The following is a 15,907-nucleotide window of genomic DNA, read 5'->3' as shown; positions in this document are numbered from 1 at the left end:
TTGGTGAGTTGGACTATTTCCGGTGGCAGCCCACTCAGTTGATTATAGCTGAGGGAGAGCGATTGCAGGTTGGTGAGTTGGACTATTTCCGGTGGCAGCCCACTCAGTTGATTATAGCTGAGGGAGAGCGATTGCAGGTTGGTGAGGAGTCCAATTTCCGGTGGCAGCCCACTCAGTTGATTAAAGCTGATGTCGAGCGATTGCAGGTTGGTGAGGAGTCCAATTTCCGGTGGCAGCCCACTCAGTTGATTATCGTTGAGATTGAGCGATCGCAACTTTGTGAGTTGAACAATTTCCGGTGGCAGACTTTTGAGGCGATTATCTACTATGAGAAGTTCTTCAAGTCGATCGAGCCTTCCAATTTCTTGAGGCAAAGCACTTAGGTTATTCCCAATCCTCCCAATGATATTTCCCTTTTCGTCATATCGATATTTACCGAGAATCAGTTTTTTGAGTTGAGTCAGCTTGCCAATCAATGGCGGTAAAACCGTCAACCCACAACCAGACAAATCGAGTTCTGTCCAGCCCTCGCTTGCCGCTTGTTCAATTATCTGTAGCAGTTCTGCCTCGGTCATAAACTCCTCAATTAAGCGAATCTCCTTATCTAGGCGAATCTGTGGGAATTACACTAGGAATCAGTATCGTTTTGACAGGCGTGCTATTACTCATAACAGAATATGAGCTAGACACAAAATTTAGCAAGAAAACTCTTAATATTTGATAGGTGAAACTGAAATAAACTTATGCAGCAATGAAGTTGCCTTGTCTTTATGCTAGGAGTGCGATCTGCCCCTATGCTGTAGCGAAGCGATCGCCAAAGCTTTTCTATTAACTGTGCAAGTTGCACAGTGATGGGGAATTGAGGGAGTGGTAGGTGAGCGCGATAAGCGAAGCGATTACGGAGTACCGCCGTATCGCCCTGGTGGTTTTCGCTCCACACTAAGAGCCGCATCCACGAGATTTGCAGCCTAAGCAGTTGAGTGTATTTTGACAGCAACAAAAACCCCCGCCGGACTGGTGGGGGTTTTTGTTTGAGGAAAAGTTAGGTTAGCTAACTATCTTTTCGATATCTAAGTGGAGTTTCACGCAAGCCTGCGTGCTCTTGGCGAATCTTGTTTACAGTTGAATATGGAACACCTAAGAACGCACCTATCTGCCTGCAACTCCAGTTTTTACGCTCATCGTCTTCTGGTAGCTTTTCGATGAGTTCTAGAAAGGTAATGACCGCTTGCCGCCTCTCTATTACTGACAGGCGAGGAGTAAGTTTGACCAAATTGACAATCTCATCAGTGGTTTTTTGAGACGACCCTGGAAGCGATAATGTTTTATCGTGCAAACGCCGCAAGTTCTCAAAAGCCAATCTTAACTTTTCTGACTGCTGGTGGATAGATGTGTGAATCGCCTTGTTTAAAGAAGTTGAGCTTGCAATATAAGCTTCCACGACCCGCGACATCTCTCCCAGCAAAGTCATAGTTTCAGAAGATACGCCTACCTCTGACTCTTGCTTCTGTTGCTGTTTGGACTCAATGATATCCCGCAAACGTTGATTTTCTTCTTTTAACCGTTTAATCTCCAGCGAGAGAGCAAAGTAATTCTCTGTAATTTGCAACAGTGCCGCTCTCACGGCCTTAGCGATCGCAGAATCTCTCAGCAGCATTCCCAACAGCACGGCTGCACGAGGATTGAAAAGTGCTGGTAATTTACGTCCTTTGAAAAATGAGAATGTCTCACTATTCTCTCCCTGCTTGAGTTCTGACCATTTTGGAGTGGAGTAACCAGCATTCACAAATTCATCTCTATGAGCTGTTACTGCTTGTCTTACGACCTCTTCGCTCACTTCATAATATTGGGATATTTGGGCAGTAGTAGCCCATCCCTCATTTTTCCAAAAGGCTTGAAACAAACTGTGAACTTTAGCTGCAGTCAGCACTGATTCTATATCCACAGGCGAGAATTTACTCAACGCTTCTGTTCTTAGAGATTTCGACTCGCACAAAGCTTCAGATTGTAGAATGGTCAAGGAAGAGGCAGGGGGCAGGGCGCAGGAGCGGAGGGGAAACCCACAAATAATTTGGGGGCTTGAATGGGGGATGAGGGGTTTGGGAGCAGTTCCACGAATAAATTCGGGGCTTGAGACCGATTGCATGGGGCGGGGCTTCCCAAACGGATTTTCCTCCTCCCCTGCCCCTGCCCCTGCACCCTGCATGGTTCGGTCATGTTAAGTAGCCCGGTGTCCTTAAATAGCGGGTGAACATCTGCTCGGTATACGCTCTGGGAGTGGTGCAAACACTCCCTTACGCGGAGGCACATTTGATTAGTGCAAGCATACCACAGCTAGATAACTTTTATACTTCACAATAGTGAAGTGACAGGTGTGCAACTGCAACAGTATGTATTCCCGTGTATAAGGTTTTGTAAAAGGAATAGTTCATAATTCTGTCAGAAGCAATACAACAATCTACCTTCTCCCCCTTATCAGCAGCTACAGACAGTCCTAAACTGAAGATGTGAGTTGAAAGGCAGTCGTCGGGAGAATTTAGCGTGAAAAGTGTTTTAGCTATCATTCTTGGAAGGGGTGCAGGTACCCGCCTTTATCCTCTGACTAAGTTACGTTCAAAAGTCGCACCAAATACTCAATAACTGGGTGTGGTTAGTGAGTTGATGTGTGGGACTGAAAAAGTGAGTTAAAGGAGGTGCATTTCAATGTGCATATAAGAGAATTATAACGTTAGGAGAATCGCAACAAAAATAAGCCCGACACGCCAGAGACGCTATCGAGCCAATAAAGCCTGTTTATGTATAACCTAAGTTGCTAGTCATCGAAAGCACGTTAATTTAAGTACAAAATCCCTAAAAACGGTATTTAGTACTACTTAAAAAGTTAGAATTCTGTATCATATTGATACAGCTTGTACCACTAAACTAGCAACTTACGTTATTGATGTTGGTCTCATAATAGCCGAAAATTTGGTCGGGCTTCTTCAACCCGTCGTTTAATTTAATGAAAAGCCCATGATTCCTAAGTATGAAATTCCAGGCATATTTGCAAAAAAACAGACACAATTGCCTGTATCGCACGAAACTTCAGTTGTTGACTCATCTCGCAGCATTCTGAAACTTAATTTTGTCTTACCACTTATGCATCGAAGAGATAACCACTTACTGTACGTTCGCTCATTTTGTGAGGGGGGGGACGAATTAAAACCTTACACACTAAGGTTTTAACGTGATTCTGGATCTGACGATCGTGATACCGTGTAATACTTGGAAAAAGATTTGTCAGCTTAACGGTGTATTACGCGGTACGAGGGAAATCAAACGTTCCGTGTAATACATGGAAATACAGAGAATTCACAAAAAAGACTGCGATCGCTCGATCGCGCAAGCCTCCCCCGGCTTATCGCTTCGGCGCAAGCCGCTCATGGTGCTTATCGCACTGACTTTCGGTGTAATACACGGTGTAGAGAAACAATAATGTTCTAAGAGTGGTATTACCCAGAAACCTTGATTTTACGTGCGCTGTACAACCTGAATTGACAATAAAGTTTTACCCTGAACTGAACTCACACCTTTTTTAGGGGGATGCCAATGACAATAAAGTTATCACCTAGATTTACCGGAATTGCCCTTTAACAAAGGGTTTTCTACCCAAAAGCAGCGGAGCAGTGTCTTTTTTAGTAGGGTTTCAGTGTCAGACTTTATTGCTGTGCGTTTGCTCCTGGTTGAAAGGGTGAGAGGAATTAATGCCTTACTGTGTAAGGTTTCAACGTGATTGTGGATCTGATAGTGGTGATACCGTGTAATACTTGGGGAAGGGTTTGTCAGCCCAACGGTGTATTACACGGTAAGAGGGGTCAGGTCTTTCCGTGTAATACATCGAAGGAGGCGATAAGCGAAGCTTAACGGCTCAAGCCGTATCGCGCAGAAATATGCCCTGGGTGTAATTCTTCATATTACGTCCGAAAGATACCGATTAAGGGTTAAAATTACGGTGTAATACACGGGAGAAGAGTAGAGTAATGTTGAAGCGGGACATTCAAGGGAAGTTCGCGCTCAAGGACGATGATTATCGTCAAGTGCGCTCACTAAGATTAACTGATGATACCTGGAAAGCTTTGGGGATCGCAGCTGAATGTTTTGGTATGACTAGATCTGATTACTTGGAACAGGTGCTTAGGGACAATGCTAGTCCAAGTATTACATGGGAAAAAGAGCCGATAAATCAAGCCAAAACTACTGTTGTTGAACTTGCGACTACGCCACTGTTGGTGGCAACACTTGAAACCTTACGTGACCAAGTTTTACTACAATTGAAGTTAGGTAAGCAAGCTCCAGGCTACAAAGCAGCACTTAAAGCCCTGAATCATTTTATTGCAGCACTAATTAGCTAGTATACACAAGAATCCGAATAGATTAGAGGAAAAACAGTGGAAATAAGTTCCGAGCGGATAGACGATATTCCGTTAATCGTGGAATGGCTCAAACAGATGGATCTAGCCAAATGTATTGACCAAAAACTGAGGGAACCCCACGGAAACCACAAAGGACTGAGCTACGGACAATTGAGTGTATTGTTATTAACATATATCATCACCGAGTCAGACCATAGGTTGTCTGCTGTGGAACCTTGGGTGCAAACACATCGAACGATTTTAGAGTTAAGTACGGGGTGGTCGATAGGGGAAAAAGATGCCAGTGATGACCGATTAGCAAGGGTAGTCGAAGAGTTAGGGTTGCAGTCACAAGCCAGGTTGGAAATAGAAGTAAAGCTAGGACGGCATCTAATTCGTGCCTACGAATTGCCGACTGTTGTGGCACGAGCTGATACAACTAGTTTTAGTGTGAATCATCAACAGGGAGAATCGCCAGAAGAAAGTCTACTGCGTCATGGGTACTCCAAAGATTTTCGCCCAGACTTGCTGCAATACCGTCAATTACTAGCAACCCTTGACCCAATGGGAATGCCTTTGGTCAGTGCCACCCTAGAAGGGAATGGAGCTGATGATCCATTATATTTTCCTACCTGGCAACAAATGGTAAAGGTGATTGGACACAAAAATTTTGTCTTCATCGCTGATTGTAAAGCAGGCTCGATTGCAACCCGCGCCACCATTGCAGCAAACCGAGGGATTTACTGCGTTCCTGTACCCATGAGTGGGCAACACCCCCAATATCTGAAGCAATGGGTACTCTCCCCGCCAGCAGAAACTGTGGAGATTCGTTTACCGCGACTTGATGAAGAAGAACCTGCTGTGGGAAAAGGCTTTGAAGTAGAGTTAGGCAAGTTTTGGTTCAACGAAGAAACTAACAAGTGGGTACGTTGGCATGAACGCTACTTAGTAGTTTATTCCCAAAGCCTTGCAGCATCTATTATCCGTGGTCAACAGCAACGCATTAACAATGCACAAACTGCTCTGGATAAATTAGCAGCCAAACCAGGAGAGGATCGCTTTCAACTCACCCAGAAAGTAGAAAACATTCTCACGCGCTATCGTGTCAACGATTTTTTCTCAACCACAATTACAGAAGAAATCACTCACCAAACTCGCCATGTCGGACGGGGACGACCATCAAAAAACTCTCCAACTGAGTGCGTGACTAAGATATGTCTTCAACTTCATATACATCCGATTGATACTGCGATTAAGGAAGCAGAAACCTTGGCAGGATGGCGATTGTATGTCACCAATGCCCCGACCACTCGACTGACCCTACCACAAGCTGTAATGTATTACCGGGATGAATGGCTTTTGGAGCGTGGGTTTCACCGTTTTAAAAGAGGTTCTTTGCCAGCCTTACCCATTTACTTCCAAAACGAAGACCGAATTACTGGCTTAATGTTCATTTTGAACATAGCTTTGCGCGTATTTACAGTAATGGAGTTTGTGGTACGGCTGGCTCTTGAGCAAACTCAACAATCTTTAGCTGGTCTTTATGATGGCAATCCAAAGCGAAAAACCAATCGCCCATCTGCGGAGCGAATGCTTAAGGCTTTTTGCAATTTAACTCTCTATTTTCTCCCTGATTCTACCATCTTCATCACGCCTCTGTCCGATCTGCAAAAACAAATTCTCTCCTTAATAAAAATGCCTGAGTCCCTTTATCAGCTAGAACAAGTGCAAAGCCCTACATAATTACGTCTTCCCCCTATAAAATCAGCACTCCTTGACAATAAGACACGGAATTGAATGTCCCATTTCAACATCAGCCCCCACCGTGTATTACACCGTAAGTCCTATTTGAATAGCGCTCTTCTTCCATGTATTACACCGAAGAGCCTGTACTCTTAAAATCTTTTTTGTGCATTCTCCGCTCTCCATATATTACACGGATAATCTGCTTCCTTTGTTCCGTGTGATACACCGTTAAGCTGACAAATCTTTTTCCAAGTATTACACGGTATCACGATCGTCAGATCCAGAATCACGTTAAAACCTTACACACTAAGGTTTTAATTCGTCCCCCCCTCACAAAATGAGCGAACGTACAGTCCTAAAGTCCAAACAGAAAGATTTTTAGGATTTACAGATTTAGTCATTAATCTGACTTTTTTGGTAATTTGAGTATTACCTGCTAAGTTATACAAAAACTGAGTATTTGTTGTTCCAAATAATCTCTCACAAACACTACTAAATCGAGGCTTTGCTGGGGGTCGTCTTTTCAAAGTACATTCAAACATTGCTAGTAATGTTTCAAAGTAAGTACTGTAAAACTCCTTGCCATTATCAGTTACAATTGTTTGAGGTAGTCTTGAATGGCGTTGAACACAAATTCGCAATACCATCATGCAAGAACGATAAGATGGAGGGTCATAGCTGATATAAATTGCTAAAATTCTCCTTGTAAATGCATCTACTAATAAACTTAGCCAAGGCTTCCCTAGAACTTTTCCTGTTTTAGAGCATCTTAGTTCAATGTCCAACTCTGTATGGTCAATGTGAGCAATGTGAAAAGGGAAATCGCCATGTCTAGGTGTAGATAATTCTAGTTCCCAATAAAATTCTTCACTTTCATACGCTGCACGAGTCCCTGAACGTTTTTCTAATCTTGAATAAGTAGGACGTTTTTTTATTTCTGTTATAAAAGTTTTATAACTGGGAATTTGAGTATCACTAATTCCAGATTTTAAGCAAGTATTAACAAATGAAGAATAAACGGCTTGTTTACTTTTCTGCTTTTTATTTTCATACTCATCACTGATAAATTTTTCTAACAGTTCTATAATATGTTTGGGCAGTTTTCTATCTCGATTGCCTTTACGTTTGTCTAACGATATTAATCCCAAATAGCCATAACCGTACTTCTGTTCTGCTTGCCAGTAATTATGGAGCCAACGCCTCAAAGACCTTTCTTTTGGCGTACCAGTTGCTACTGATTGTTCATCTAAATAAGGTTTTAATAGACTAAAACGACGATTGGCTCCTATTAAATCATCAGTCGAAGCCTGTTTCAATATTTCTAATGCTTTTGCTCTTATTTGTGATTGATTTTTGATGCCAACTTCTCTAATTCTGTTTCTGTTTTACACTCGACCCAGCCTGCACTTTGTGAGCTAATTACAAAAAAATCTGGAGTAATTATTACACCTAAATTACGCCCGGATGCCGAAAGATATTGAATTTTAAAAGGAGGTGGCTGGTCGTAATACTCTAAAACATCTTCTGAATGCTCTAACTGATAAATAAAAGGAAGCTCAACTTTATGCGATTCAAATTGAATTGTGGCACCCATCTTACGGCTTGGATAACGCCCTGAAACGTTTTTACAACGACTTCCAACGCTGCGAGATGGTAGAGTTTTGCGAATTCTTTCAATTTCCTGTCGAGCAGATGCACTCAGGCTCTGACTTATGCACCATTGGTTAAATTCTTCTTGTGTCATCATGGTTGCACCCCATCATTACACATATCAATTACAATAAGTCTATTTGCTCTACTATCTTGTATACATCCGTAGTGATGTAAATATGATGTAACTTATATAAAGTTAACCTTGCTGATAAACTGGTCAGCAGTTGATTTATAGATACTGGTAAACTGATAACGTGAGTAAAAGAATTAACGTTACTTTGCCCGACAGTGTTTTAGAGGATTTAGAAGCGTGGGCTGAATTTCAAGGACGCCCCACTGCCAATCTTGCAGCGTTTCTGATTGAAATGTCCATCAAATTAGCCAAACACAATGGGGAATTTCCTCAAAAGTCATCAATACGCACTTTCCCAGAGCAGTAAAAACCTTCCCGATTTTTACATAATCTTTCCTTAACCTTCTCCGCTCATCAATTACCCGTTTTTGATTGTAAATTCCTGTAAAAATGCGTGAAAATTTTTGATGACCAGGATAAAACCTTAACATATGCCTTTTCTATGCCAGTCAGTACTTTGTCTTAAAAGAAACTTAGGCATCACTGAATAAGGAAAAAATCTTTGCACTTGCGGACTCTTTATGGTTCCATTTTGCATTTAAGGACAAGTTATCCTTCTAAGGTTAGCAATTGAGAACGAAGCAGCAACGTAATGATAAGGGTTTTAGACATTTAAAGACTCAGTTATGCTTCCAGACCCAGACAAATTTTGGGTCTAGTGACACTATTCTCAGGAAATCATCGACCAAATCTATCAAATCATCGACAGTTGGCTTGTGCTAACCGGATTGAGTGTTAAGGCACGCCCAAGTGACCCCAGTTTAAATTGAGCAACGTTTTCAAAGAAATTAAACCAAAGTCAATTTTGGTGGAGATGAAGACTTCTTCGTGGAACGTGTTTTCTCCTCAAAAATTCGACTCTTTTCTTCTAGAGAAGTCGTGCATAAATCGCTCCAAAACTGGACTCTTCTGTACAGTGTCGTTGCAATAGCATTATTTCCTTTAGCTTTTTCCTTTTTCAGTGCAACAAGTAACTTATCTGACCAGAGTTTTTTTAACAATCGTGGGGAAAATTCTTCAAAAGGAAATATCCAATTGTAGTCTGAATCCAAAAATGCCCTATAAGCTGCGATCGCGGGTAACGAAAGGACGGCTGGTGCTCTAAACCCAAAAGCACTACCGTCAGCAAGTATTGTGTTTCCACTGGTTGATATTGATGCTAGCGTGTCATTGTTCCCTTTATTTCCTGGATTTGTTAAGTATTTTTCAATGAGTTTGTAGAGTTCGCGCTCAATTTCCAATGCTTGAGGAAGGAGTGGTAACAGCCGATTGATTCTTTCGAGTTCTGTGGCGTTCAGCACCTTTGGTATCTGCAAACTCGTCGGATGTTGTAACTTGCCACTGCTGCTGTAATCATATTTCACTCTGTCCAAGCAAATTAACATTTTGTAAATGTGGTTGATAGAGCAACGGCGATCGCTGGGAACTCCACTTTGATTTTGATAATAGGAAATTTTATACTTTTTATTCTCAAGAGACTCTATCTTAGAGATAAACCTTTTAATATGGTCGTATTCACCCCTAGCATTGATTCGAGAACGCACGTCTACGGGTGAAGTTGTGTTGGCTGCTAGAGCGCATACAGCCACTTCTTCTTCATTCAGCCCGCAAGTGACTTCAACCTTAACTCGTGCCTCCTTGAGGTCAATTCCCAGGTTCTTTGCTGCATTGATTGCCGTTAGAGTATGTCCACCATCGTACACGCCAAAGTGAGTGTAACCTTCAGAATCTTGTAATATTTCGATATGTAGTTCTTTTCCCGAAGCACTTTGGGTTGCTTTTTTAGCAGAGATTTTAATCCCGTTATTGCGGTTGAAGAACGCTTTTGGTTCGCTGACAAGGGAATTTAAAATTTCTTTATAAGTGCTTGACTTTTTGTTCGGTTCTCTGACGTTTGGTGTTAGGGGTATGTCTGTGGGGAAATCTTCAACCCGTGCTGTCACTACTATGTATATATGGCTACCCTGAGAAAGCAGGTTGCTGATAGATTCTCCTTTAATAATGAATGTTTTGGGCATATTGCGGATATTTTGGAGTTGATTTCCTGTAGATTGTAATGGATAAAGGTCCCATGCACTTGTTTGCTAGGGAGATATTGCTGTCGCCGCGAAGGCGGATGTCTTTAGCAGTGATATTTATGACACCTCCTCTCGATTGGATGGAGCTATTGACAATCACACCATCATTGACTTCCAAGGTGTTGCGAACAGCGATAAAAATTTCACCTGCATTTTCCTGTCCCAAGCTTGATTGCCCACAGTTCCCGAACCCGGAAATATTCTAGCAAGCAGCGATGTTTTTAAAATTCTTAAGTTATGGGCATTAAAATTATCGTTTAGATCGCAGTCACACTTTGGCTTTAATCACTTGAAATTTCCTTTATTATAAAATTCAGTACGAAATGAGTGTGACAACAATGGTAAGCTTCAAAGAACATTTAGAAATTGCTGCTAATGCATGGATACAGCAGGGGAAAGTTGAAACAGCAGTTTGAGAGAGAATAAACATTCAAACGCTTGCCTGAAGCTTTTCAATTGAATTCGTCAGGCAAGCGTTGGAGTGCGATACGGCTGTACTCCGTTAAACTCCGTTTATCGCATGAAGGCGCAAGCTGAAAGAGCGCTTATCGCCTTCACAAATGCTCAAAAGAATCGATAGCATAAGTTGAGTAAGTCTCTTTAAACACAGATCATCTTATACTTATGATGGATAACGTATGTCTACTCATCTGACATCAATTGGGGAAACTTATCTTGTAAAGATTCCTCAAAATAATACTGACACCAAAACTCAGCAACTACTAATAGCATGGGTACCGATTCAGGTGTCAAACCCGTGCCGTATCTAGGAGCGTAGCATTCCGTATATTCTCTTGCTAATTTGTAAGCGTAATAGTCAAACTCTGGTTTAATGAAACAACAAATTGCATAATTTAATTTGAGTAAATAACCGCTTTTCACAAAATGTATGGTTGTCCCATGAATTCTACGGTAATTGTCTCCTTGCAACTCCTCAATTTGCCGATAAAGATTCCACAGTAATTTGCTGTTGTCAGGAATGGGGTGTTCGAGAAAGCTTTCCATCTGAGCTACAGCACGGTTTATTATATCTTTATGAACCTCCCATTCATCTGGAGTGGTATTATCCGGACACTCTGCATTTCTCGCTTGCTGTAAAACCAACTTAGACATATAAAGAGCGAACTTCTGAGCAGCGATCGCATCTCGACACAAACTTTTGATACTGGTCAGTCGGGTAATGGGTAGGGCAATCCCAGTATAGTTGTCGCTTAGTTCATTTGCTGCTTCAACCCACTTTTTAATTTTGTTAGCAATTGCGGCTTGACCTTTTTGTGGCACGATGAACCTCTCAATTCACTTTTCTTTTTTAAATACCGTTTTCGTCCATATATTCTTTGATATGTGCATCTAAATCTTGCAAAGCTGCTTCCATATTCGGGTAGCTTGCCTTACCTTCATACACGGTACCGCCGAAATCGTAAGCTCTAACGAATGAATCAATCTGCTCGCTTTCCCCAATTTCAATCCAACCAATTTCTTCAACAAATCGGCACAGGTTTGGGTATGTTTCTTCAAAAAATTTAGACTTTGGCATTTGCAAACAAGAAAATATAATAATTGTTGGAATATAAATAAGATTAACGAAAATTCTGCTACAACTTTCAAGTGTTGATTTTAATAGCAGTTTATCTCAAAATCTTATATAGTACATAATTACTGTGTAAAAACAGCGATCGCACTTCCTTGCTCAAAAATCAATGTCCACCCTACCCAACTCCCAACAACAAGTTAATGCAACTCCCAAGTACGAAACAATAACGGGAGTCGTGGAGCGTCTGACTTTTTATTCCCAAGAGTCAGGTTACACAGTGGCGCGATTAAAGTGCAGTGGGATGTCAGAGCTAACGACAATTACTGGTAACTTCGCCGATATTCAACCGGGTCAAACACTGCAACTGACTGGCTTTTGGCGCGACCACCCACAGTATGGCGCTCAGTTTCAGGTGACTCAATATAAAGAAACTAAGCCCGCGACTCTTACGGGAATGGAAAAGTATTTGGGTAGCGGTCTCATTAAAGGTGTTGGTCCTGTGACTGCCAGACGCATTGTCACTCACTTCGGGTTAGAAACTCTCGACATTATCGAACACCAAATCCATCGCCTCACCGAAGTAAAAGGCATTGCCAAAAAGCGCATCACCATGATTCAGCGTGCCTGGGAAGCACAGAAATCCATTAAAGAAGTCATGGTTTTTCTACAGGGACACGGTGTTTCTACCACCTACGCTGTCAAAATTTTCAAGCAGTACGGAGATGGAGCGATGCGGAAGCCGCCACTACGTGAACGCAACAGTCACGCAAAATCCATACCAGTTAGCCGCTGATATCTACGGGATTGGCTTTATCACAGCTGATAAAATTGCTCGATCGCTAGGCGTTCCCTTAGACTCAGAATTTAGATACCGTGCTGGCATAACTCACGTACTGGGTGAAGCAGCCGAGGACGGACACTGTTATTTGCCACAACCGGAACTTGTAGAAAGTGCGATCGCTCTCCTCACGACCGATGACCACCAACCCCCAGAGTCAGCGTTTACGCAAATCTTGCAGAAGATGGCACTTGCTGATGAATTGATTCGGGAAAAGAGTGAAGATAAAACAACATTATATTGCTACAAACCCAGCTTTTTCTATACAGAACAAAACCTGGCACAGTTGTTACAAAAGCGCCTGGTTCTCCCAATCAACCCCGACATTCCTCGCGTCCGTGCTTGGGGACTTCGCTATACGGCATCTCGCAAAATCCAACTCTCCGGGCAGCAGCAACAAGCCGTAGAGATGGCAGCTTACTCTAGAGTCACTATCCTAACAGGTGGACCGGGCACGGGCAAGTCGTTTACGGTTGGCACCATTGTGAGTTTGTGGAAAGCGATGGGGAAGTCTATTGCCTTAGCTGCACCAACGGGCCGCGCCGCACAAAGATTAAATGAGATGACCGGGCTGGAGGCGAAAACCATACACCGTCTGTTGGAATTTGACCCCAAGACAATGGGCTTTAAACGAGACAGTAATAATCCGTTGCCCCAGAAAGCGATTGTGATTGATGAAGCCAGTATGCTGGATTTGTTTTTAGCACACTCAGTCGTACAAGCATTATCCGAAGATACCCAGCTTTTACTAGTGGGTGATATCGACCAGTTACCATCTGTAGGACCGGGCAATGTCCTTGCCGACCTGATTAATTCTGGTAAAGTCCCAGTTGTCCGCCTCACCCAGGTTTTTCGCCAAGCCCAGCAAAGTGCCATTATCACCGCTGCCCATCAAATCAATCGCGGACAGTACCCGGCAATGGAGGAGTTGAGCGACAATCCTACCTCTGACTGCTTGTGGCATGGCGGCGGACATGAACCGGAGCACGGGATACAAGTTATTTGCGAACTGATTGACGGTTTGATTCCTCAACTTGGGTTTAATCCAATTACCGATGTTCAAGTCCTATGCCCAATGACACGAGGAATTATTGGAACTCGCAATCTCAACAGCGTCTTGCAGCAGCTGATAAATCCTCCTGCTCCTGACAAAGTTGAAATAACGAGAGGTGGAATGACACTGCGAGTGGGCGACAGAGTCATCCAGCAAACCAACGATTACAATCGCGAAGTCTTCAACGGTGATGTCGGTTTTATTACCAGTATCGATACGGAAGAACAAGAAGTGACAGTGCGGTACTTAGAGCGTGATGTTATTTACGATTATGCTGACTTGAATGAGATAACTCTTGCGTGGAGTGTTTCAGTGCATAAAAGTCAAGGCTCTGAGTATTCAGTGGTGATTCTGCCCCTGTATATGCAGCACTATGTCATGCTTACACGCAATTTGTTTTATACAGGATTGACGCGGGCGAAGAAGTTAGCGATCGTCATTGGTTCTAAGAAAGCGATCGGTTTGGCTTTGCGTTCTACTGAAAAGCAACAGCGCTATACTCAGTTGCATCAACGGTTGGTGCGGGCGTTTTCAAGCTTTCCAAAACACTAACCGCAATACTCAGAGCTAAAGCTCATCGTCATCGGCTGATGCAGAGCGTAGGCGTCGAGGTTCGTTGCTACGATTTATGAGTATGTTGTTCCTTGGTTGACCACCTCCGCCTATAATCTGCTTAATTTCTTCGCTAGTTCCTTTATATTTAACGCGTTGAAATTCACCCTTAACGATACGTTCCCCAAAAGGTCCGATTCTTTCTTCGTAGTTAGAGCCACCTACCGTAAACTCTATTTCCTCATTAGGCTTTTTCTCGGATTTATCTTTCCTAAACCAATCAAATAGTCCCATTTTTATTTACCCCATGCCTCGACTTTTATATGGTAACTTTAGTGAATTGAAAGTAAATTAGGTTTAAATAATTTCTGGTCAACCGATAGTTGAAAAGAGTTAAAAGTTTTAGCTTTTATTATCTCTTTTCCTATTTTCCTAGCTTTTTTGTAAATCTCTAGAGAATCGGTATAAAAGATTCCCGAGCAATACTGGATTCATTGAAACCTTTCAAGTAGTAGAATGATTGTCCATAAAGTTCTACAAAGAGCAAAAGGCTGATTTCTGAAAAAAATTATCGGAATACTTAAAACTCTGCCTTTTCATAGAACCATTACCATAATTCAGCACTATTGTCAATCCCTACTGAAAAGCTTTAAATCGATTGGGATTGAGCTTGGTATACTCTAAATAATCTTAAATATCACGTGTGGTTGCTCCCTGGTTAGCCAGATGAAATCCACTGTCAGTGTAAGCTCAACTTAAGAGCATTTAATGGGTGATAAGCTTCGCGCTCGCGCCTAGGCGATACAGTAGAGAAAATAACACGGCAACTGGTTTAAATTTTTCACTGACCGCGTTTGAAGAGGCAGTGCGCTCCGATCCTGACATATGCATTTCAATCGCACGGACTATCAACATACCAATCAAATTGCAGTGTTCCTATTAGTTAGGGGAGCACCAAGGAGACACGTACTCACTTCTGGCTTGTTCCATTAATTGTTGGATTTGTTCTTCATTACACTTATAGTTTAAGAAGAGCATTTGTTGAGCTTGGCATCGAGCTGCATCCTCTGACTTACCAAAAGTGGTTAGTTCTTCCTCAAGGTTTCCCGTAATGCTTTCAACGGGAACTATGCAGCAATAAAGCGGTTCGTCCCGTCTGGGTTGTTGTACCATGACTGAATCAAGAGTACTTAAATTATTTCTCAATTATAATAGTTCCAACTTTTAAACCCCGCATTAGCCCAAATAGCGATCGCAGCAAGACTTGCTTCCCCATCCTTTACCTTAAGGATACTGTTGCCGAAACATTCCTTAATATACTGAAGCCTTGAAGCTTCGTCGTACCCTTGTTGAAACTGATTGACGTTTGTAAATCAGATCGCGCTTCTCATCGGATATGCGATCGCCCATTGTTCTCTACTTTGTGTTGTTCCTATTTCATTGGTTCTTGTTACCCAATCAGCCAGTATAGAATCACTCATCAACGATTCAGTAGGACTTTTTGGCACTCCTCCACGGAGGAGTGGCAGTAAATGAACTATTTCTTTGTCTCCCCCACCGATTGCAACCAATGGTCACTTACTGTGTATCATTTATTACATTTTTGAAAGTTCAAGTTGCGACTGAGGTTGATGTCGATCTTTTTGTCAGCGATCGCGTCATTCAAGATGAGTGATTTAAGTCATATGAACTACTTAAAGTGTATTAGTAATCTTACAGAATAAATTAATGACATTATCTATACAAGTTCAGTTATCAAAGGCTTGAGTCTGACATCTCACTGATAATATCTGCTTATACCTTTATTTTTGGGAACACATAATAAAGACAGCGATCTGCCCAGAGGGCAGGAGCGAAGCTATCGCATTCACAAAGCGGTATCAAAAGGCACATAATTGCGGTGCGACATTTGATGATATGGTCTACCT

Annotated in this window: 17 protein-coding genes and 2 pseudogenes; 7 read left to right on the top strand and 12 right to left on the bottom strand. The window is 42.2% G+C overall.

Features of this window, described 5'->3' with window-relative positions; translation table 11 throughout:
* From F7734_RS23450 to F7734_RS23440, 3 genes are all read right to left on the bottom strand, one after another.
* The coding region (locus F7734_RS23450) for a leucine-rich repeat domain-containing protein (protein WP_207714188.1) at positions 1–575 on the bottom strand (575 nt) is incomplete at its 3' end.
* A 107-nt stretch (positions 576–682) separates the two neighbouring features.
* The gene (locus F7734_RS23445) at positions 683–997 is read right to left on the bottom strand and encodes a hypothetical protein (RefSeq protein WP_166482101.1); all 315 of its coding nucleotides are present in this window, start codon (positions 995–997) and stop codon (positions 683–685) included.
* Positions 998–1,051: 54 nt separating this feature from the next.
* Positions 1,052–2,146 (bottom strand): hypothetical protein, encoded by a 1,095-nt coding sequence (locus F7734_RS23440; protein ID WP_155746895.1) that lies wholly within the window; start codon positions 2,144–2,146, stop codon positions 1,052–1,054.
* Positions 2,147–2,541: 395 nt separating this feature from the next.
* On the opposite strand from F7734_RS23440, the pseudogene F7734_RS63775 reads away from it, so the two are divergent.
* The 4 genes and pseudogenes from F7734_RS63775 to F7734_RS23420 all read left to right on the top strand — a co-directional run.
* Positions 2,542–2,625: pseudogene (locus tag F7734_RS63775) on the top strand (sugar phosphate nucleotidyltransferase); the annotation flags it as partial.
* Between the two features lie 709 nt (positions 2,626–3,334).
* Positions 3,335–3,475 carry a hypothetical protein gene (locus F7734_RS23430; protein ID WP_155745917.1) on the top strand — a complete coding sequence of 47 codons (141 nt, stop codon included), beginning with the start codon at positions 3,335–3,337 and terminating at the stop codon, positions 3,473–3,475.
* 544 nt (positions 3,476–4,019) lie between these two features.
* Complete coding sequence (locus F7734_RS23425; protein ID WP_155745916.1) at positions 4,020–4,391, top strand: hypothetical protein; 372 nt, start codon at positions 4,020–4,022, stop codon at positions 4,389–4,391.
* A 36-nt stretch (positions 4,392–4,427) separates the two neighbouring features.
* Positions 4,428–6,134, top strand: a complete 1,707-nt coding sequence (locus F7734_RS23420; RefSeq protein ID WP_166481969.1) for an IS1634 family transposase — start codon at positions 4,428–4,430, stop codon at positions 6,132–6,134.
* Positions 6,135–6,451: 317 nt separating this feature from the next.
* Here F7734_RS23420 and F7734_RS23415 read toward each other — a convergent pair whose 3' ends face one another.
* Both F7734_RS23415 and F7734_RS63770 read right to left on the bottom strand, forming a co-directional pair.
* Positions 6,452–7,453, bottom strand: a complete 1,002-nt coding sequence (locus tag F7734_RS23415; protein ID WP_243147038.1) for a transposase family protein — start codon at positions 7,451–7,453, stop codon at positions 6,452–6,454.
* A gap of 20 nt (positions 7,454–7,473) precedes the next feature.
* The gene (locus tag F7734_RS63770; protein ID WP_243147037.1) at positions 7,474–7,884 is read right to left on the bottom strand and encodes a Tn7 transposase TnsA N-terminal domain-containing protein; all 411 of its coding nucleotides are present in this window, start codon (positions 7,882–7,884) and stop codon (positions 7,474–7,476) included.
* 160 nt (positions 7,885–8,044) lie between these two features.
* Between F7734_RS63770 and F7734_RS23410 the strand changes: the two genes are divergently transcribed.
* Positions 8,045–8,230 (top strand): hypothetical protein, encoded by a 186-nt coding sequence (locus F7734_RS23410; protein WP_017742461.1) that lies wholly within the window; start codon positions 8,045–8,047, stop codon positions 8,228–8,230.
* A gap of 481 nt (positions 8,231–8,711) precedes the next feature.
* Here F7734_RS23410 and F7734_RS23405 read toward each other — a convergent pair whose 3' ends face one another.
* The 4 genes from F7734_RS23405 to F7734_RS23390 all read right to left on the bottom strand — a co-directional run bounded on the left by F7734_RS23405 (position 8,712) and on the right by F7734_RS23390 (position 11,538).
* Positions 8,712–9,941, bottom strand: coding sequence for an AIPR family protein (locus tag F7734_RS23405; RefSeq protein WP_155746894.1), 1,230 nt, complete (start codon positions 9,939–9,941; stop codon positions 8,712–8,714).
* A complete protein-coding gene (locus F7734_RS23400) occupies positions 9,919–10,167 on the bottom strand; it encodes a hypothetical protein (protein ID WP_155746893.1) in 249 nt (82 codons plus the stop codon). The genes F7734_RS23405 and F7734_RS23400 overlap by 23 nt, the downstream gene beginning before the upstream one ends.
* Before the next feature lie 476 nt (positions 10,168–10,643).
* Positions 10,644–11,282 carry a hypothetical protein gene (locus F7734_RS23395; protein WP_166482100.1) on the bottom strand — a complete coding sequence of 213 codons (639 nt, stop codon included), beginning with the start codon at positions 11,280–11,282 and terminating at the stop codon, positions 10,644–10,646.
* 28 nt (positions 11,283–11,310) lie between these two features.
* Complete coding sequence (locus tag F7734_RS23390) at positions 11,311–11,538, bottom strand: hypothetical protein (protein ID WP_155746892.1); 228 nt, start codon at positions 11,536–11,538, stop codon at positions 11,311–11,313.
* 163 nt (positions 11,539–11,701) lie between these two features.
* Here F7734_RS23390 and F7734_RS23385 point away from each other — a divergent pair.
* Positions 11,702–13,979, top strand: a pseudogene (locus F7734_RS23385) (ATP-dependent RecD-like DNA helicase).
* Between the two features lie 15 nt (positions 13,980–13,994).
* Here the strand turns inward: F7734_RS23385 and F7734_RS23380 are convergent.
* From F7734_RS23380 to F7734_RS65470, 3 genes are all read right to left on the bottom strand, one after another.
* Positions 13,995–14,273 carry a hypothetical protein gene (locus F7734_RS23380; protein WP_155746891.1) on the bottom strand — a complete coding sequence of 93 codons (279 nt, stop codon included), beginning with the start codon at positions 14,271–14,273 and terminating at the stop codon, positions 13,995–13,997.
* Between the two features lie 645 nt (positions 14,274–14,918).
* Entirely contained in the window at positions 14,919–15,185 is a 267-nt protein-coding gene (locus tag F7734_RS23375) for a hypothetical protein (RefSeq protein ID WP_243147036.1), read from the bottom strand.
* A 167-nt stretch (positions 15,186–15,352) separates the two neighbouring features.
* Entirely contained in the window at positions 15,353–15,487 is a 135-nt protein-coding gene (locus F7734_RS65470) for a hypothetical protein (protein WP_279239753.1), read from the bottom strand.
* Positions 15,488–15,501: 14 nt separating this feature from the next.
* Here F7734_RS65470 and F7734_RS23370 point away from each other — a divergent pair, with 14 nt between their 5' ends.
* Positions 15,502–15,654, top strand: coding sequence for a hypothetical protein (locus F7734_RS23370; protein WP_155746890.1), 153 nt, complete (start codon positions 15,502–15,504; stop codon positions 15,652–15,654).
* Positions 15,655–15,907 lie beyond the last annotated feature (253 nt).

The organism is Scytonema sp. UIC 10036 (genome assembly GCF_009725235.1).
This window is presented reverse-complemented; position numbering and strand designations above follow the sequence as displayed.